At 71.7% G+C, this 17,834-nt stretch carries 15 protein-coding genes; 6 read left to right on the top strand and 9 right to left on the bottom strand.

Annotated elements, in window-relative coordinates; translation table 11 throughout:
- Window positions 1-45: 45 nt before the first annotated feature.
- The 3 genes from M2163_RS14420 to M2163_RS14410 are packed head-to-tail and all read right to left on the bottom strand — an operon-like array spanning window position 46 to window position 3,856.
- Window positions 46-705, bottom strand: coding sequence for an ATP-binding cassette domain-containing protein (locus M2163_RS14420; RefSeq protein WP_280894140.1), 660 nt, complete (start codon window positions 703-705; stop codon window positions 46-48).
- Window positions 702-3,380 (bottom strand): ATP-binding cassette domain-containing protein, encoded by a 2,679-nt coding sequence (locus tag M2163_RS14415; RefSeq protein WP_280894139.1) that lies wholly within the window; start codon window positions 3,378-3,380, stop codon window positions 702-704. The genes M2163_RS14420 and M2163_RS14415 overlap by 4 nt, the downstream gene beginning before the upstream one ends.
- On the bottom strand, window positions 3,380-3,856 hold the full coding sequence (locus tag M2163_RS14410) for a hypothetical protein (RefSeq protein ID WP_280852390.1): 477 nt from the start codon (window positions 3,854-3,856) through the stop codon (window positions 3,380-3,382). The genes M2163_RS14415 and M2163_RS14410 overlap by 1 nt, the downstream gene beginning before the upstream one ends.
- A 111-nt stretch (window positions 3,857-3,967) precedes the next feature.
- Between M2163_RS14410 and M2163_RS14405 the strand changes: the two genes are divergently transcribed.
- Window positions 3,968-4,528 (top strand): hypothetical protein, encoded by a 561-nt coding sequence (locus M2163_RS14405; RefSeq protein ID WP_280897255.1) that lies wholly within the window; start codon window positions 3,968-3,970, stop codon window positions 4,526-4,528.
- On the top strand, window positions 4,497-5,789 hold the full coding sequence (locus M2163_RS14400; RefSeq protein WP_280852391.1) for an ABC transporter substrate-binding protein: 1,293 nt from the start codon (window positions 4,497-4,499) through the stop codon (window positions 5,787-5,789). Before M2163_RS14405 ends, M2163_RS14400 begins: the two co-directional genes overlap by 32 nt.
- 11 nt (window positions 5,790-5,800) lie before the next feature.
- Here M2163_RS14400 and M2163_RS14395 read toward each other — a convergent pair whose 3' ends face one another.
- On the bottom strand, window positions 5,801-6,955 hold the full coding sequence (locus tag M2163_RS14395; RefSeq protein ID WP_280894138.1) for an epoxide hydrolase family protein: 1,155 nt from the start codon (window positions 6,953-6,955) through the stop codon (window positions 5,801-5,803).
- Window positions 6,956-7,017: 62 nt separating this feature from the next.
- Between M2163_RS14395 and M2163_RS14390 the strand changes: the two genes are divergently transcribed.
- Entirely contained in the window at window positions 7,018-8,070 is a 1,053-nt protein-coding gene (locus M2163_RS14390; protein ID WP_280894137.1) for a YafY family protein, read from the top strand.
- On the opposite strand, the gene ctaD is transcribed toward M2163_RS14390, so the two are convergent.
- On the bottom strand, window positions 7,958-9,640 hold the full coding sequence (gene ctaD, locus M2163_RS14385; RefSeq protein WP_280852394.1) for a cytochrome c oxidase subunit I: 1,683 nt from the start codon (window positions 9,638-9,640) through the stop codon (window positions 7,958-7,960). The genes M2163_RS14390 and ctaD overlap by 113 nt on opposite strands.
- Window positions 9,641-10,005: 365 nt before the next feature.
- Between ctaD and M2163_RS14380 the strand changes: the two genes are divergently transcribed.
- Window positions 10,006-10,221, top strand: a complete 216-nt coding sequence (locus M2163_RS14380) for an I78 family peptidase inhibitor (protein WP_057614479.1) — start codon at window positions 10,006-10,008, stop codon at window positions 10,219-10,221.
- A 97-nt stretch (window positions 10,222-10,318) separates the two neighbouring features.
- Here M2163_RS14380 and M2163_RS14375 read toward each other — a convergent pair whose 3' ends face one another.
- Together M2163_RS14375 and M2163_RS14370 are read right to left on the bottom strand one after the other, a co-directional pair.
- On the bottom strand, window positions 10,319-11,350 hold the full coding sequence (locus M2163_RS14375; protein WP_280852395.1) for a phosphatase PAP2 family protein: 1,032 nt from the start codon (window positions 11,348-11,350) through the stop codon (window positions 10,319-10,321).
- Window positions 11,351-11,598: 248 nt separating this feature from the next.
- Window positions 11,599-12,741 carry a mannosyltransferase family protein gene (locus tag M2163_RS14370; RefSeq protein WP_280894136.1) on the bottom strand — a complete coding sequence of 381 codons (1,143 nt, stop codon included), beginning with the start codon at window positions 12,739-12,741 and terminating at the stop codon, window positions 11,599-11,601.
- A 262-nt stretch (window positions 12,742-13,003) separates the two neighbouring features.
- Between M2163_RS14370 and M2163_RS14365 the strand changes: the two genes are divergently transcribed.
- A complete protein-coding gene (locus M2163_RS14365; RefSeq protein ID WP_280852397.1) occupies window positions 13,004-14,605 on the top strand; it encodes an MFS transporter in 1,602 nt (533 codons plus the stop codon).
- 97 nt (window positions 14,606-14,702) lie between these two features.
- Window positions 14,703-15,875, top strand: coding sequence for an acyl-CoA dehydrogenase family protein (locus tag M2163_RS14360; RefSeq protein WP_280852398.1), 1,173 nt, complete (start codon window positions 14,703-14,705; stop codon window positions 15,873-15,875).
- 36 nt (window positions 15,876-15,911) lie between these two features.
- Here the strand turns inward: M2163_RS14360 and M2163_RS14355 are convergent, their stop codons facing one another.
- Both M2163_RS14355 and M2163_RS14350 read right to left on the bottom strand, forming a co-directional pair.
- Complete coding sequence (locus M2163_RS14355) at window positions 15,912-16,352, bottom strand: cell division protein SepF (protein ID WP_037715589.1); 441 nt, start codon at window positions 16,350-16,352, stop codon at window positions 15,912-15,914.
- Between the two features lie 348 nt (window positions 16,353-16,700).
- Complete coding sequence (locus tag M2163_RS14350; RefSeq protein ID WP_280894135.1) at window positions 16,701-17,636, bottom strand: ABC transporter substrate-binding protein; 936 nt, start codon at window positions 17,634-17,636, stop codon at window positions 16,701-16,703.
- Between the last annotated feature and the right edge of the window lie 198 nt (window positions 17,637-17,834).

Below are 17,834 nucleotides of genomic sequence, written 5' to 3'. Positions count from 1 at the left end.
ACGGTCCTGCGACCGGGCGGGGCCCCTCGGCACACCCGGGGCACGTCAGACCCGTCGCCGCCCCAGCTCCGCCGCCTCCCCGCCGAACACGACCGCACCGCGCCGCAGTTCGTACACGATCGCCGTCCGGCCGTGCAGCGCGGCCGGGAGCCGTTGCTCGGCCACGACCACGCACGCGTCCAGCGCGGCGAGGAGTTCGTACGTGCGGGCCGCGACCGCGGGGGACATGCCCTGCACGGGTTCGTCGACGAGGACCACGCGCGCGCGTGCCAGGAGGGCGCGGGAGAGGGCGAGCATGCGCTGCTCACCTCCGGAGAGGGTGCCGGCGCGGCGGGGGAGCAGGGGGGCCAGTTGCGGGTAGGCGTCCAGGGCCGGGTCGGTGACGGGCGCGGCGAGTTCGAGGTTCTCGCGGACCGTGAGGGAGCCGAACACCGCCCGGCGCTCGGGGACCAGGCACAGACCGCGCCGGGCCCGCTCGTACGCCGGCACGCGGGTCACGTCGACCCCGTCCCACACCACGCTGCCGCCGGTGAGGGGCACGGACCCGGCCAGCGCGCGCAACGCCGTCGTACGGCCGGAGCCGTTGCGCCCCAGCAGCACGGTCAGGCCGGGGCCGGCGGCGGTGAGAGTGACGCCGTGCAGGGCCTCCAGGGGGCCGTAGCGCACCCGCGCGTGCCGCAGGGAGATGACGGTCCTCGCTGTCATACGGCGCTCTCCCGGGCGTCCAGCGTGTCCAGCACGTGGGCCGGGGGACCGGAGGCGACGACGCGGCCCGCGGTCATGACGTGCACGACGTCCGCGAGGTCAGCGACCAGGTCGAGGTCGTGCTCGACCACGAGGAGGGCGGTGCCGTCCGCCGCGAGGGCCCTGAGGACACGGGCCAGGGCGGTCACCTCGGCGCTGTCCAGACCGGCCGCGGGTTCGTCGAGGAGGAGGACGTGCGGGGAGCCGGCGAGGGCTCGCGCGAGTTCCACTCGGCGCAGGGTGCCGGTGGGGAGACCGGCGGCACGGGTGTCGCGCAGGGGGCCGTCCAGATCGAACAGCCGCAGTGCGCGGTCCGTCGCGGCCGGGTCGGGGACCCGGCCCTGTTCCGCGCCCACCTGGATGTTCTCGGCCACCGTCAAGGTCGGGAAGACGGCGAGTTGCTGGAAGGTGCGGGCGATGCCGAGGCGGGTGCGGGCGTGGGGGGAGAGGTGGGTGATGTCGCGGTCGCCGTAGCGGACTTGGCCCTGGGAGGGGCGGACGGTTCCTGCGAGGCAGTGGAAGAGGGTGGACTTTCCGGCTCCGTTGGGGCCGACGATCGCGGTGATTGTTCCGGGCGGGACGGTGAGGTCGACTCCGGCGAGGGCGGTGAAGCCGTCGTAGCGGGCGTGCAGGTCGTGGGCGGTGAGGACTGCCCGGCCTGCGGCCGGGTTCGGGTTCCCACCCGCACCGCCCGTGCCGCTTTCACGGTCGGGTGCGGGTGGCCCCGGTGGGGGCGGAGCGCCGTCGGAGGGTGCGGGCTTGGGCGTGAACACAGGTCTGAGGGGTGCGTGCAGGCGTTGTCTCACCTCGGCCCCCAGCGGGGTGAGCGCGGCCGGCCTGCTCGGCCTCAGCCGTCCCGTCACCGCCCGCACCGCCTCGTACGGCCCCCCGGGGAAGCGGCCCACCAGCACGGCCAGCACCCCGATCAGGGCCGCCGCCACCCCTCCCCGTGCCCCCGCGTCCAGCCCGACCAGCAGGGCCGCCGCTCCCAGGGCGCCCAGCGTGCTGTCGGCGCCGAGGACGACCACCGCGGCGAACCAGAGGAGGCCGCGGACGGGGTCGTAGGCCGTGGGGTCGAAGGCGCGCAGGCCCATGCCGAGCATGCCGCCGCCCAGGGCGGCCAGCGCCGCGCCCGCCACGAAGGCGAGGAGCTTCAGGGCGGGGACCCGGACGCCCGCCGCCGAGGCCCCGGACTCGTGGTCGCGCAGGGCGGCCAGGGCCCGGCCCGTGCGGCCTCGGCGCAGCGCGTGGGTCGCCAGCAGGGCGAGCCCGAGCAGCGCCAGCTCCAGGACGTAGTAGGCGCGGTCGCCGTCGAAGCCCTCGGGGCGGCCCAGGGACAGGCCGGAGACGGCGTACGGCTGGGCGAACACGAAGCGGCTCACGCCGACGCCGACCGCGAAGGTCGCGAGGGCCAGCGCGAGACCCCGCCGGGTGATCGCCGGCCAGCCCGTCAGCAGGCCCAGGGGAGCCACCAGGACGACCGCCGTTGCCAGCGCGGCCAGTTCCGGGACGCGGGGCAGGCCGGGGAAGCGGCCCGCCGCCAGCAGAGCCGTGAACAGGGCGCCCAGGCCCGCGTAGGCCGCCTGGCCGAGGGAGAGCTGGCCGCCCCTGCCCGTCACGACCACCAGGGAGAGCAGGACCACGCCCAGAGCCGGGACCTGGACCGAGGTGTGCAGGTCCGAGCCCGCGAAGCCCAGCGGGAGCAGGAACAGCACCACCGCGACGATCCACGCCCCCTGAGGGGTCGGCACGCGCGCGGTGGCCGTGCGCGGGAGCGCGTCCCGGGTGCCGATGCGGGGAAGCGCCAGGGCCGCGAGGAGCAGGGCCACGACGAACAGGTTCGCGCCCACCGCCTGGAGCAGCGGCTCGGCCCGGCCCGAGGGGTGCAGTCGGGTCAGCTGGCTCTGCGCGACCCCGACGGCCAGCGCCACCAGCACCGCCACCGGCAGGCTGCGCATCCGCGCGGCCACCGCGACCGCCACCACCTCCATGACGAGCAGGGGCAGCCCGTACGGGTCCAGGCGGACGTACGGGGCCAGCAGCACGCCCGTCAGGCCCGCCGTGAACGACCCGAAGGCCCAGCCCGCCGCCGCCACCCGGTCGGCGTCGATCCCGCCGAGCACGGCCAGCCCCCGGTCGTCCACGACGGCCCGCAGCTCCCGCCCGAAGCGGGTCCAGCGGATCACCGCGCCGACGCCGGCCGCCAGGACCAGGACGACCGCCAGCTGCCCCCACGGGTCCGCCGAGACCAGTTCCGGGGCGTCGTCCCGGGCGCCCTGGCCCCACAGCAGCGCGGCCCCGCCCACCAGCAGTACGAAGACGCCGAGGGAGGCCACCAGGGTCTGGGCCGGATCGCCGCCCAGGACGGCCAGGGGCCGGAAGACGAAACGCTCCAGCAGCACGCCCAGGGCGGGCGCCAGGACCAGCAGGGTCACCGCCGCCCCGGCCCACAGCGGCCAGCCCCACTCCACCACGCACTGCCGCAGGACGTACGCGCACACCATGGCGATCGCCCCGTGCGCGAAGTTCAGCACGCCGGTCGCGCGGTACGTCACGATCAGGCCGATCCCGGTGAGCGCGGCCGCGCTGCCGACCGACAACCCGGCGAGGGTCAGGTCGTAGGTCAGCGACGACATCAGTCGGTCTCCTCGACCGGCTCGCAGATCGGGCAGGGGCCCAGCTCACCGCTCGCCAGCAGCTTGGCGTCCACGGGGATCGCCTCCGCCTTGCCGGCGACCAGCGGGCAGTCCGCGCGGTGCCACAGGGTGCCGCCGGGCACCATCAGCAGGTCCCCGCTGACCGCCAGGGGAGCGTGGGCCGCCGTCCCGGACTCCTCGGCCCCGGCGGGCTCCGCGGCGACCAGGAGGCCGTACAGCTCCTCCACGCGCGCGGCGGCGAGCGCGCCCCGGCCGTGGGTGAGGAGCACCGCCCCGGCGACGATCAGCGCGGCGCCGGGCACCGTGCAGGAGGCGAGGTAGGGCAGCTGCCGCTCGGCGTAACGCTCGCCCGAGACGCCGTACCAGCCGAGGACGCACAGCACCGCGCCCGCGGCGAGCGCGGCCCAGCCGGCCCACAGGACGGGGTGCACGGTCCGCAGTCGGGCTGTCCGCATCTCTGGCTCCCACATGTCGCATGCCTGTCCATGTAAGCCAATCGCTTGCACTATGCCTTCTTGAAGCTGACCCTGAAAGCACCGGGCGCACGTGGCCCGGACCGACACCCGGTGGTGAGCCAGATGGTTCTCGGGAGCGACCGCACGTGGGGGAACGGCAGCCGGGGGCTGGTGGCGCTGGGCTTCGCCCTCGCCGTGGCCCTCACGGCGTGCAGCGACGACAGCGGCGGCGGCAGCGAGAGCCCGCCGCCGACGCCCTCCGTGGCGCGGAGCACGCCCTCCGCGGCGCCGTCGCCGAGCGGACCCGCCGACGCGGCGGCCGCCCGGCGGGAGATCAAGGCGAACTGGGAGAAGTTCTTCGACCCGAGGACCGCCACCAGGGACAAGCAGGCCGTCCTGGAGAACGGCGACCGGATGGGTCCGGTGCTCCAGGCCTTCAGCGGCGACCAGCGCGGCGGACAGGTGCGGGCCCAGGTCACCGAGGTCGTGTTCACCGAGCCGACCGCGGCCGACGTGAAGTACACCCTGATGCTGAACGGCGCCACCGCCCTGCCGGACGCCTCGGGTACGGCAGTCGAGGAGGACGGCACCTGGAAGGTGTCGGTCAACACGCTGTGCGCGCTGGTCCAGTTGAGCGGCAATGCCACGGCGTCGGCGCTTCCGGGCTGCTGAGGCCGCCCTCGCGGTCCTGCTGCTCACGACGGGCACGGCGTGCGGCAGCAGGCTGCCGGAGAGCGACTTCGAGCACCGGGAGCGGACGACCCCCGCCCAGGAGAGCACCCCGATCCGCGTAGGCATCGTCACCAGTGCCACCAGCCCGGTCGGCGGCAGCGCCTTCACCGGCCCCCGCGACGGCGCCAGGGCCTACTTCGAACGGCTCAACGCCCGCGGAGGGCTCGGCGGCCGCCGTGTCGAGGTGCGCGAGTGCGACGACGGCGGCAGCGGGGTCGGCAACAACACCTGCGTGCACCGGCTGATCGACGAGGACAAGGTGGTCGCCCTGGTCGCCACCACCGCCCTCGACTACGCGGGCGCCTCCCGTGTCTCCCGCGCGCGCGTGCCCGACATCGGCGGCCAGCCCATCGGCGCCGCCTACGACACCTGGCCGCACCTCTACGGCATCTACGGCAGCCTCGCACCCCGCGACGGCACGACCGGCTGGGACGGCAAGCAGTACGGCGGCACCGAGGTCTACCGCTACTTCAAGCGCGAGCACGGGGCCCGTACGGCGGCCGTCGTCTCCTACAACCAGGCCGCGTCCGCCGCCTACGCCCGGCTGGTCGAGCAGGGGCTGAGGGCCGAGGGCTACCAGGTCGTCACCGAGCAGGTCGACTTCGCGCTGCCCAACTTCCGCGCCGTGGCGGCCGACCTGAAGGAGCAGGGCGCCGACCTGGTCTTCGACGCCGTCGACAGCCATGGCAACGCCCAACTGTGCGAGGCGATGGACGCGGCCGGCGTCGAGGTCACCGCCAAGGTCACCAACGTGCAGAACTGGACGTCCACCGTCCCCGACGACTACCGGGACGCCCCGCGCTGCCGCAACGCCCTGTGGGCCACCGGATCCAGCCGGAACTTCGAGGACGTCGGCAACGCGGCCGTGCGCGAGTTCAGGGACGCCACCAAGGGTCTCAAGACGCATTCCCAGTGGCAGCTGGAGGGCTGGGCGGCCGCGATGTGGTTCACGGACGCGGCGAAGTCCTGTGCCCCGCAGGGCGTCACGCGCGCGTGCGTCGACGCCTTCATGAACCGCAGCCAGGACTACACCGCTCACGGTCTGCTCGTCCCCGTCCGTTTCGAGCACCTGGCCGACCCGCCGGGATCCCGCAGGACCTGCCTCTCGGTGGCCCGCTGGCAGGACGGCCGCGGCTGGGTCTCCCAGGGCGACATGAACCGCACCTGCTTCGACGTCCCGCAACTGCCCTACCGGCAGTGAGTTCCCGCCCGTCACCGCAGGGGGCCGAAGAACTCCCTGACGTCGCCGGCCAGCAGCTCGGGTGCCTCCAGGGCCGCGAAGTGGCCGCCGCGGTCGAACTCCGTCCAGCGGACGACGGTGTTGGCCTGCTCGGCCCAGCGGCGGATCGCCACGTCCTCGCCGAAGTTGGCCACCGCGGTCGGCACGCCGGAGCTCGACGTCGGGAACCAGTCCGGCACATGGCTGTTCTCGTAGTACATGCGGGCCGCGGAACCGGCCGTGCCGGTCAGCCAGTACAGCATCACGTTCGTCAGGAGGGTGTCCCGGTCGATCGCGTCCTCCGGCAGTGCGGCCGAGGAGTGCGTCCACGCCTGGAACTTCTCCATGATCCAGGCCAGTTGGCCGACCGGGGAGTCGGTGAGGCCGTAGGAGAGGGTCTGCGGGCGGGTCGACTGGAGGGCGTTGTAGCCGAAGCCGTCCGTGGTGAAGTCGGCGATGCTCGCGAGGCTCCTGAGCTCGCGGTCGGTCAGTCCCTCGCGGGCCTCCTCGTCGACCGGGCCGAGCGGGATGAACCCGACCGAGGCGGCGTTCACATGGACGCCGACGACGGACTCGGGGGCGATCCGGGCGAGCGCGGGGGAGATCAGCGCGCCCATGTCGCCGCCCTGGGCGCCGTAGCGCTCGTAGCCGAGCCTGCGCATCAGCTCCGCCCAGGCGCGGGCCACCCGGTTGACGTTCCAGCCCTTCTCTCGGGTGGGGCCGGAGAACCCGAAGCCCGGGATGGACGGGATCACCAGATGGAAGTCCTCGCTCAGCGAGCCGATCACGCCGAGGAACTCCACGACCGACCCCGGCCAGCCGTGCGTCAGGATCAGCGGCAGGGCGTCCGGCCGGGCGGAGCGGATGTGCAGGAAGTGCACCTGGGCGCCGTCGATCCCGGTGACGAACTGCGGGAGTTCGTTCAGGGCGGCCTCGTGCTTGCGCCAGTCGTAGGCGCCCCGCCAGTACGCGGCGAGATCGCGGAGGTACGGCAGGGAGGCGCCGTACTCCCAGCCGGCGTCCGGGAGTTCGTCGGGCCAGCGGGCGAGGTCGAGGCGGGTGTGCAGGTCGTCGAGCTGCGCCTGCGGGATCTCGATCCGGAAGGGACGGATCTCACGGTTCTCTGCGGTCGCGCTGTTGTCTGCCATGAGCCCAAGGTAGGAAGGCTTGCGGACAGCTGCTGTCCGCAAGGGCTGGCAGACTCGGCGTCATGTTGGAGACCTCGGCACGACTCCTGCGCCTGCTCTCGCTCCTGCAGGCCCACCGTGAATGGTCCGGCGCCGCCCTCGCCGACCGCCTCGGCGTCACCCCGCGCACCGTGCGCCGGGACGTGGACCGGCTGCGCGAGCTGGGCTACCCCGTCAACGCCAGCCCCGGCACCGGCGGCGGATACCAGCTGGGCGCGGGCGCCGAACTGCCCCCGCTGCTCCTGGACGACGACGAGGCCGTGGCGGTCGCCGTCGGGCTGCGCACGGCCGCGGGGCAGGGCATCGAGGGCATCGGCGAGACCTCGGTGCGGGCCCTCGCCAAGCTGGAGCAGGTCCTGCCGGGCCGGCTGCGCCGCCGGGTGGGCGCCCTGAACGCCTTCACCGTGCCGATGCTGCGCGACCCCCAGCCCTCCGCGGTCGACCCGGGCGTCCTCACCGAGCTCGCCAACCTCTGCCGGGACGCCGAGCGGCTCCGCTTCGAGTACAACGACCACGGCGGCACCGCCAGCCGCCGTACCGTCGAACCGCACCGCCTGGTGTGCAGCGAGCGGCGCTGGTACCTGGTCGCCTGGGACCTCGACCGGGACGACTGGCGGACCTTCCGCGTCGACCGGATCACCCCGAAGCCGCCGCACGGCCCCCGGTTCGCGCCGCGCACCCCGCCCGCCGAGGACCTCGCCGCCTACGTCTCGCGAGGCGTCTCCACGCGCGCGTACGCCTCGCACGCGGTCGTGCGGCTGCTGGTGCCCAAGGAGCGGGCCGCCGAGCGGATCTCACCGAGCGCCGGGGTGCTGGAGGCGGAGGGTCCCGACAGCTGCATCCTGCGCACCGGGGCGTCGAGCCTGGAGGTGATGGTGATCCACGTGATGATGACGGGCTTCGACTTCGAGGTGCTGGAGCCGGCCGATCTGACCGAGGCCATCAGGACGGCTCACGACCGGCTCACTCGTTCGCTTGCTCGCTCTGCGGCTCGGGCTGCGACGTCAGCGCCGCGTACTCGGGATGGTGGAGGTCGAACGCCGGGGACTCGGAGCGGATCCGGGGCAGGGTCGTGAAGTTGTGCCGCGGCGGCGGACAGGAGGTCGCCCACTCCAGGGAGCGGCCGAAGCCCCAGGGGTCGTCGGTCTCCACCCGCACGCCGTACTTGGCGGTCTTCCAGACGTTGTAGAGGAACGGCAGCGTCGAGGCGCCGAGCAGGAACGCGCCGATCGTCGAGAGGGTGTTCAGGGCCGTGAAGCCGTCCGCCGCCAGGTAGTCGGCGTACCGGCGGGGCATGCCCTCGGCGCCCAGCCAGTGCTGGACCAGGAACGTGGTGTGGAAGCCGACGAACAGCGTCCAGAACTGGATCTTGCCGAGCCGTTCGTCGAGCATCTTCCCGGTGAACTTCGGCCACCAGAAGTACAGCCCGCCGAAGATCGCGAAGACGACCGTGCCGAACACGACGTAGTGGAAGTGCGCCACGACGAAGTAGGTGTCCGACACATGGAAGTCCAGTGGTGGCGAGGCCAGGATCACCCCGGTCAGACCGCCGAACAGGAAGGTCACCAGGAAGCCGCACGCCCACAGCATCGGCGTCTCGAAGGACAGCGAGCCCTTCATCATGGTGCCGATCCAGTTGAAGAACTTCACGCCCGTGGGCACGGCGATCAGGAACGTCATGAAGGCGAAGAACGGCAGCAGCACCGCGCCGGTCACGAACATGTGGTGCGCCCACACCACCACGGACAGACCGGTGATCGCCATCGTCGCGCCGACCAGCGTCAGGTAGCCGAAGAGCGGCTTGCGGCTGAAGACCGGAAGGATCTCCGTGATGATCCCGAAGAACGGCAGCGCGATGATGTAGACCTCGGGGTGCCCGAAGAACCAGAACAGGTGCTGCCACAGCAGCGCCCCGCCGTTGTCCGCCTCGAAGACCTGGGAGCCGAAGCGCCGGTCGGCCTCCAGGACCAGCAGCGCGGCCGCCAGCACCGGGAACGCCAGCAGGATCAGGATCGACGTGAACAGCGTGTTCCAGGTGAAGATCGGCATCCGGAACATGGTCATGCCGGGCGCGCGCATCCCGATGATCGTGGTGATGAAGTTGACCGCGCCGAGGATCGTGCCGAAGCCGGCCAGCGCGAGCCCCATGATCCACAGGTCGGGGCCGACGCCGGGGGAGTGCGCGGAGTTGTTCAGCGGCGCGTAGGCGAACCAGCCGAAGGCGGCCGGACCGGACGGCACGAGCAGCGAACCCATCACGATCAGGCCGCCGAACAGGAAGAACCAGTACGACAGCATGTTCAGCCGGGGGAACGCCACGTCCGGGGCGCCGATCTGCAGCGGCATCAGCTCGTTGGCGAAGCCCGCGAAGCTCGGGGTGGCGAACAGCAGCAGCATGATCGTGCCGTGCATCGTGAACAACTGGTTGAACTGCTGGTTGTCCAGGATCTGCAGCCCCGGCCGGGCCAGTTCCGCGCGCATCAGCAGGGCCATGACCCCGCCGATCAGGAAGAACGCGAACGACGTGATCAGATAGAGGTGACCGATCTTCTTGTGGTCGGTGGTGGTCAGCCAGTCCACGACCAGCCGCCCGTGCCGCCTGGCCCGCACGGGTCGTGCCGTCGCCTGCACGGTCTGCGTCCCCATCGCTCGCCCCTTCGCTCGGCTCACGCCATGATGCTCGCGCCCTCGTGCGCGGCGACAGGGGGCGTAAGGGGGTTCTGTGCCGGAACCGTGTATTTCTTATGCGGTGTCAGCTGCTCGGCCCTGTCCCGAATCGGTGGGCAAAGGGGCTCGGACCACTTCTCGGACAAGCCTTCTCACGCGGCTTTCGGAGAAGTCGCACGACACGCGGAAATTCAGTTCGAATACCCGCGGAAGGGCTAGGGAAACGCCCATCCGTGTGACGGAGCGCGAGGGAAACGGGTGGCGGAACCCTGTGACAGAAGCGTGACAGGGGGTGGGCGGGATCCGGACTTCCCGCGGTCGGCGGCAGGGCCTAGCGTGGCCGTATGGCACCCATTCCGACACCGCCCGCCGAACCCCAGGACAGCCCGGACACCTACGTCGGCCTCGACTCCGCCTCCGCCGAGCGGATCGCGCGCGAGCGCGGCTGGTCGACGGTCCGGTCGCTGCCGCCGGGGGCGATCATCACGATGGAGTACCGCGCGGGCCGGCTGAACTTCGAGGTGAAGGACGGCCGCGTGGCGCGGGCCTGGAAGGGCTGAAGCGCAAGACGTGGGCCCCGGATCCCTGTCGGGATCCGGGGCCCACGTCTTGTCCGGGGGGTGTGCGTACCGGCCCGGCCGCTGTCGTGCCGGTGGCTCAGCCGCCGGTCACCGGGCGGGTGGCAGGGGAGGCCGTACCGCGCACGATCCGGTCCGGGTGGGGCGGGCGGCGGCTGCCGGCCGGGGTGACCGGGGTGCGCTCCGAGCGTGACAGGTGCGGGCCCGGCGCCAGGTGGACGGGCGACCTGGGGCCGCGCGCCGGAGCGGTCGCCTCGCGGGCCGCCGTCTCGTTCTGCGGGGCCGTGAGCGGCTTGAGGCGGGCGGGCGCGGGCGCCGTGACGGGAGTGACCGGGGCCGGGACCTTGACGCCGCCGCGGGCCCGCCAGCGGTCGCGCAGGTCGAAGGCGTAGTCCTCGGTACGGGCGATCAGCGGCTCGAACCAGGGCAGCGCGAGCAGGATCAGCAGACCCGCGACCCAGCCCAGCAGGACGTCGCTCAGCCAGTGCGTACCGAGGTAGACGGTCGCCATGCCGACGCCCAGCGAGGTCACCGCGGAGACCGCGGACAGCCAGCGGCGGGCTCTCGGGGTGGAGGCCAGATACGCCAGGATTCCCCAGGTCACGACGGCGTTGGCGGTGTGGCCGCTGGGAAATATATCGCCGCCCAGGCCCATCTCGTTGGAGCCGATGACGGTCGCGTAGTGCGGTCCGAGCCGTCCCATGCCGTACTTGGCGGCGCCGACCGTGATGTTCAGCAGGAGCAGTGAGGTGCCCAGCGTCAGCAGCGGGCGCAGGGTGTGCTGGCGCCAGCAACGCCAGCCCAGCCAGGCCGCGACCATCACCGCGGTCGGGCCGCGCTGGCCCAGAACCACGTAGTAGTCGACGAACCAGTGGATGGACGCCCACTGCTGGTACGGCCGGAAGAACATGACCTGCCAGTCGAGGCGGACCAGCCACGAGGTGGTCACCACCAGCCAGACGATCGCCACGTAGAAGGCCAGGGCGGCGAACACGAGGACGGTCCGGTGGCGGCTCGCCCGGGGCACGCTGAGGTGGGCCGGCCGTTCCGGCTCACGGTCCAGCCTCGCGAACACCCGGTCCAGACGGGTGGGGTTTCGTTCGGTACGCACCCAATCGACGTTACAGCGAGTGAGCTCTGTTCCCTGGCGAATCAGCGGCTTTGTGATGACGATGTGATGTGGGATTCCTCTCAGACGGGGGTTTATTTCCAGCGATTCCGCAAAGGCGGACGGCTGCGTCCTTCAATTCCTTTGATCATTCCGGGTTCCGGTTTTATGGCCCTTATGAATTCGTTCACCGAAGCATGGGGCGGAATTCTCCCGGCGCTCATCGGCGCTCATCGACGCTCCGGAGTCGATCATGGCGGACCGGAGCCGTTCAGCCAGAAGGCGCCGTACAGGGCGGACCCGCCGGCGATCAGCGCCACGAGCACGGCCGACCTGCGGGTCCTCGTACGGGCGAGGGCCAGGGCGAGGGGGAAGAGCAGGGGGAAGGCGGGCATCAGCAGGCGCGGTTTCGAGCCGAAGTAGCTCGACGCGCACAGGGCGAGCGCCGTGACGACCCCGCTGTACACCAGCAGGGGCAGCGGCTGGCCCTGCCGCACGCAGACGACGTACAGCCACACCACCAGCCCGACGCCGACGATCAGCCCCGCCCCGGCCAGGGCCGCCGGGAACGACGTGAACTTGTCGGCGACGAAACGGGCGAAGGCGTACCCGCCGTCGAAGCCGTTGCGCCATCCCGCCTGCACGTCGAGATAGCCCAGCGGGCCCCTGCCGGTGCGGTGACCCACCCACAGGACGTAGGCGGCGGCGCCGAGGGGGGCGAGGGCCATGCCCAGGGCGCGAGGGGCGCTCGGAGCGCGCTCCCGTCGCTCCCGCAGGAAGGCGGCGATGCCCGCCGCCCACACCGCCGCGACCACCGCCAGGCCGACCGGGCGGGTCAGGCCCGCCAGACAGGCCAGCAGGCCCGCCGTCACCCAGCGGCCGGTCAGCACCGCGTACAGCGACCAGGCCGCCAGGGCGGTGAACAGCGACTCGCTGTACGCCATCGACTGGACGATCCCGACGGGCAGGACGGCCCACAGCAGGACCGCGCAGGCACCCGCCACACGGCCGTACACATGGTCCGCCACCGCGAAGACGCCCCAGGCCGCGGCCAGGGACGCGAACAGGGAGACCAGGAAGCCGGCGTCGGCGTACGACAGCGGGGTGGTCGCGGACAGCAGCCGCTCCAGCCACGGCAGGAGGGGGAAGAAGGCCAGGTTGGAGTGCACGTCGCCGTTCGGCAGCCGCACCTCGTAGCCGTACCCGAGTTCGGCGACCCGCGTGTACCAGAGGGCGTCCCAGCGGGCGGTCAGCAGGGTGTACGCGCTCTTGTCGCGCGCCGCGCTCCACAGGGCCAGCGCGAGGAGGCCCAGGGCGCGTACGGCCGCGTAGCCGAGCAGCGCCGGGGCAGCTCGGCGCAGGGCCGGTTCGGTGCGCGTTCCAAGATCGGTCACGGGTCCGATTATCGACCGCCGACCGGAGCGGCCCGCCCGCAGGGGCGTGACGACAGACGGCGAAAGTGGCGTACGCCACACGTGTTCCGTCCGAAGTGTGAGAGGTCCGCCACTGGGCCCGCGCGTGAACTCGCGTACGCTGACGTGTCACCCGCCGTTCGCTGCGCGGGCCGGAGACCACCGCTCCTCTCCGGCCGAGAGCATGGGGAGTCCCCACCCCGTGCGCCCGCCGAACGCGAGGGAACATCTGGGAGGTACGTACATGTCCGGGACGACCACGGCCGCCGATGTGCTGCGCCGTCGGGCGGCCGGGGCCGGTGCAAACCGCTGGGTCGTCCTCGTCGTCCTCTGCGTGAGCCTGCTCCTGGTCGCCCTCGACGCGACCGTGCTGCACGTGGCGGTGCCCGCCGTCACCGAGGACCTCAAGCCCGGCGCGATAGAACTGCTCTGGATCGTCGACGTCTATCCGCTCGTCTGCGCCTCGCTGCTCATCCTCTTCGGCACGCTCGGCGACCGCGTGGGCCGCAGACGGGTCCTCCTTCTCGGCTACGGCCTGTTCGGCGTCGCCTCCGGTGTCGCCGCCGTCGCGGACACCGCACAGGTACTGATCCTCGCGCGGGCGCTGCTCGGCGTCGGCGGCGCGATGATCATGCCCGCGACGCTGTCGATCCTGCGCCAGGTCTTCCCCGACCGGCGTGAGCGGGCGCTCGCGATCGGCATCTGGAGCGCCGTCGCCGCGGTCGGCGCGGCCGTCGGACCGCTGCTCGGCGGCTTCCTGCTCGAACACTTCTGGTGGGGCTCGGTCTTTCTCGTCAACATCCCGTTGATGCTGGTCAGCCTGCCCGTGGGCCGGCTGCTGCTGCCCGAGTCGAAGGGCAGCGGCGACGGCCCGTGGGACGTGGTCGGCGCGCTGACGGCCGCCGCGGGCCTGTTCGCGCTCGTGCTCGGCGTCAAGCGGCTCGGCGGCGGGAACCTCGACGCGTTCACCGCGGTGCCCCTGCTCGTGGGCGCGGCCCTGCTCGTCCTCTTCGTGCGGCGACAGCGGCGGCTCACGCATCCGCTGGTGGACCTGCGGATGTTCGCGCGCCCCGCCTTCAGCACCTCGGTCGGCTGCATCGTCCTGGCGATGCTCGCGCTGGTGGGCCTCGAACTGATCGCGGCGCAGTACCTGCAACTGGTGCTCGACCTGTCCCCCCTGGAGACCGGTCTGCGGCTGCTGCCGCTGACGATCGCCGCGATGGCGGCGGGGCTGGCCGGGGCGCGGCTGCTGCGCAGGTTCGGGCCGCGCCGGATGGTCAGTGCCGGGTTCTGCCTCACGGCCTTTTCCGTGCTGCTGCTCACCGCGATGGGCGACGCGGACAACACCGGCCTGCTGGTGTCCGGGTTCGTCCTGCTCGGGTTCGGTCTGGAGACGACGCTCTTCGGGGCGTACGAGTCGATGCTCAGTGAGGCCCCGCCGGAGCAGGCGGGCGGGGCCGCGGCGATCGGCGAGACCTCGTACCAGCTCGGGGCGGGCATCGGGATCGCCCTGCTCGGAAGCGTGATGAACGCGGCGTACACCCCGGGCCTCTCGGGCGTGCCCGGTGTCCCGGACTCGGCGTCCCGGTCGGCCGGGCACTCCCTGGGCGAGGCGTACGAGGTGGCCGGACGTCTCGGCGGACCCGCGGGGGTCGCCCTGCGCCGGGCCGCCCGGGACTCCTTCGTGCACGGACTGCACGTGACCTTGCTGGTGAGCGCGGGGTTGTTGCTGCTGGGCGCGGTGATGGCGCTGCGGCTGCCGCGCACGATGCAGTGCGGTGAGTCCCCTGCGGCGCTCGAGGTTCCGGCGCCCAGGGAAGTCGCGGAGTCGCGCGTCTCGGCCTGACGGTGTCTGGCTGTGCGGGGAGCCGCGCTGTAACGTCGGCCTCGCAGTTTAATTAGCGCTGCTAGTTTCGAGTCGCCCGTCTGCCGGAGGATGTGCCATGCCCCCGTTCGACCCCGCCGACCCCCTCGGCATCGACGACCTCCTGGAGCCGGAGGACCTGGCGATCCGCGCGACCGTGCGGACCTGGGCCGCTGACCGCGTGCTGCCCCATGTCGCCGACTGGTACGAGAAGGGCGAGCTGCCGGGGATCAGGGAACTCGCCCGGGAACTCGGGGAGATCGGCGCCCTCGGGATGTCGCTCAGCGGATACGGCTGCGCCGGCGCCTCCGCCGTGCAGTACGGGCTCGCCTGTCTGGAGCTGGAGGCCGCCGACTCCGGGATCCGCTCGCTCGTCTCGGTGCAGGGCTCACTCGCCATGTACGCGATCCACCGGTTCGGCAGCGAGGAGCAGAAGCAGACCTGGCTGCCCCGCATGGCCGCCGGTGAGGTCATCGGCTGCTTCGGGCTCACCGAACCGGACCACGGTTCCGACCCCGCCTCCATGCGCACGTACGCCAAGAAGGACGGCACGGACTGGGTCCTGAACGGGCGCAAGATGTGGATCACCAACGGGTCGGTCGCCGGGGTCGCCGTGGTGTGGGCACAGACCGACGACGGGATCCGCGGGTTCGTGGTGCCGACCGGCACGGCCGGTTTCTCGGCGCCGGAGATCAAGCACAAGTGGTCGCTGCGGGCCAGCGTCACCAGTGAGCTGGTCATGGACGACGTACGGCTGCCCGCCGACGCGGTGCTGCCCGAGGTCGCCGGGCTCAAGGGACCGCTGAGCTGTCTCTCGCACGCCCGGTACGGGATCGTGTGGGGCGCGATGGGGGCGGCGCGGTCGTGTTTCGAGAGCGCCGTCGAGTACGCGAAGACTCGGGAGCAGTTCGGGCGGCCGATCGGGGGCTTCCAGCTCACCCAGGCCAAACTCGCCGACATGGCGGTCGAACTGCACAAGGGGATTCTGCTCGCCCACCATCTGGGGCGGCGCATGGACGCCGGCCGCCTGCGTCCCGAGCAGGTCAGCTTCGGCAAGCTCAACAACGTCCGCGAGGCCATCGAGATCTGCCGTACGGCGCGGACGATCCTCGGCGCCAACGGGATCTCACTCGAATACCCGGTGATGCGGCACGCGACGAACCTCGAGTCGGTGCTCACCTACGAGGGCACCGTCGAGATGCACCAGCTCGTGCTGGGCAAGGCGCTCACCGGGCTGGATGCCTTCCGGTGAACCCTGCTGGGGGCAGGGCCGGTGAGCGGCCCTGCCTCAGCTCTGGTTGAAGAAGCCGTCCGTGCGGTGCGCGGCCGGATCGCCGTTCACGATCTCCGTGTTGGCGGGGGTCAGCAGGAACACCCGGGTGGACACGCGCTCGATGGAACCGCGCAGTCCGAAGATCAGCCCGGCCGCGAAGTCGACGACGCGCTTGGCGTCACCGGCCTCCATTGCGGTGAGGTTCATGATGACGGGGACGCCGTCGCGGAACAGTTCGCCGATGGCGCGGGCGTCCCGGAAGCTGTCCGGGGTCACCGTGCCGATGCGACGGCCCTTCTCCTCGGCGACGTCCGAGGCCACCTTGACCCGGGGGTCGGTGACCCAGGCATCCCCGGGCTCGGTCCCTTCGGAGTATCCGTCGTCGTCGTAGTAACGCTCGTCATCGTTGTCGTCAACGAGGCCCAGCCAGGCACTCGCCTTGCGCACCGATCCCATGGACGCCTCCTCTCACAGCGGTTTCTCTTGCTTCTGTATCCCTATGGTCATCCATGATGCGGATCGCGCGCCAAGTGAATAGCCGCCGCGCGGGGGGTTTGTGACGGTACTGGTGCACAGCGAATACGTCGAGAGCCCAGGTACCCCAAGGGTCGCGTCCCATACGGCTGCTGACTGTGAGTGAAATATGATTCTTCACGGCGTTCGGGTGAGGCGCGGAGCGTACGGGTGAACGGCGCGGCCGGGGCGAACCCGCTGCTCAACGCGATGCCGGCCACGGTGGATCACCGTGGCCGGCATCGTCGCACCGCGCCATCACCGGCCCGGGGAAAGCCTTCTAAGGGTGTGTCACTTCTGTGTCACTTCCGGCGGAGAGATCTCGGACTTCGTTATCGCCGACCCCGTCGTGCCCCACTTGGCGAGGATCCTGGCGTAGGTGCCGTCCTTGATCAGGTCGTTCACCGCCGCCTGGAACGCCTTGGCCAGGGGGGTGCCCTTCTTGAAGGCGAAACCGACGTCGAGGCGGTGGTATTCGTTGAGGAACCGCACGCCCTGCTGGTGTGCCACGGCATAGCGCAGGCCGTTGATCGTGGACATCACGATGTCGCTGCGCCCCTGCTGGAGCGAGGACCAGATGGCGCCCTGCTCGTTGTAGGTCTGCACCGTGTACGGCTTCTTCCCGCACAGGTGCTTGTTGTCCTCCAGGGTGGCCTCGAACGTCGTGCCGGCCCCGGTCGCCACGTTCAGACCGCACAGCCGGGTCAGCTCGGTGACCTTGGTGAGCTTGCTGTCGGCACGGGTGGCGAAGCCCTGACCGTCGTTGATGTAGGTGACGAAGTCGATGGTCCTGCGGCGTTCGTCGGTCACGCCGAAGTTGCCCACACCGAGGTCGTACTTGCCGCTGTCGAGGGCCGGCAGGATCGCCTCGAAGCTCGCCTGCTGAGTCTTCAGTCTGATGCCGAGGACCTTGGCGACCGCGTTCGCGAAGTCGACGTCCTGGCCGGCCAGCGTCGTGCCGTCGTCGAGGATCGAGGTGCCCGGCGGCTGGCCCGAGACGCTGACGGCGAGGGTCAGGCTGGTGGTGCCGGACGGCAGCAGCGCGGCAGCGGCCTCGTCCTTGCCGACCGAGGAGACGACGTCGGCGGTGGGGATCGCGTCGGAGCGGGTGGCGGCGGTGGCGGTGTCGTCCGTGCCGGAACCGCACGCGGTCAGGAACAGGGTGCCCGCCGTGATGAGGGCGAAGGGGACGATCAGTCTGTTTCGGGCATGGGTGAAGGGGCGCACGGTGAAGCGGTCTCCTGGAAACGAGAAACGCCGGGTGAGGGGAGGGCGCGTGTGAAGGCGAAAAGCGAAGGCGGAGAAGGAGAACGCGAAGGCGCCCCGAGCAATCAGGGGCGCGCAGGGGGTCGGCTCAACAGGAAGAGGACCACACGCGACCGAAGTCGATGTGGGAGCGCTTGACCAGCCACTGCTGTGGATGCA

Origin of the sequence: Streptomyces sp. SAI-135 (assembly GCF_029893805.1) — a bacterium.
Classification (GTDB): Bacteria; Actinomycetota; Actinomycetes; order Streptomycetales; family Streptomycetaceae; genus Streptomyces.
Note: the sequence above shows the minus strand (reverse complement) of the source record. Positions and strands in the feature narration are given on the sequence as shown.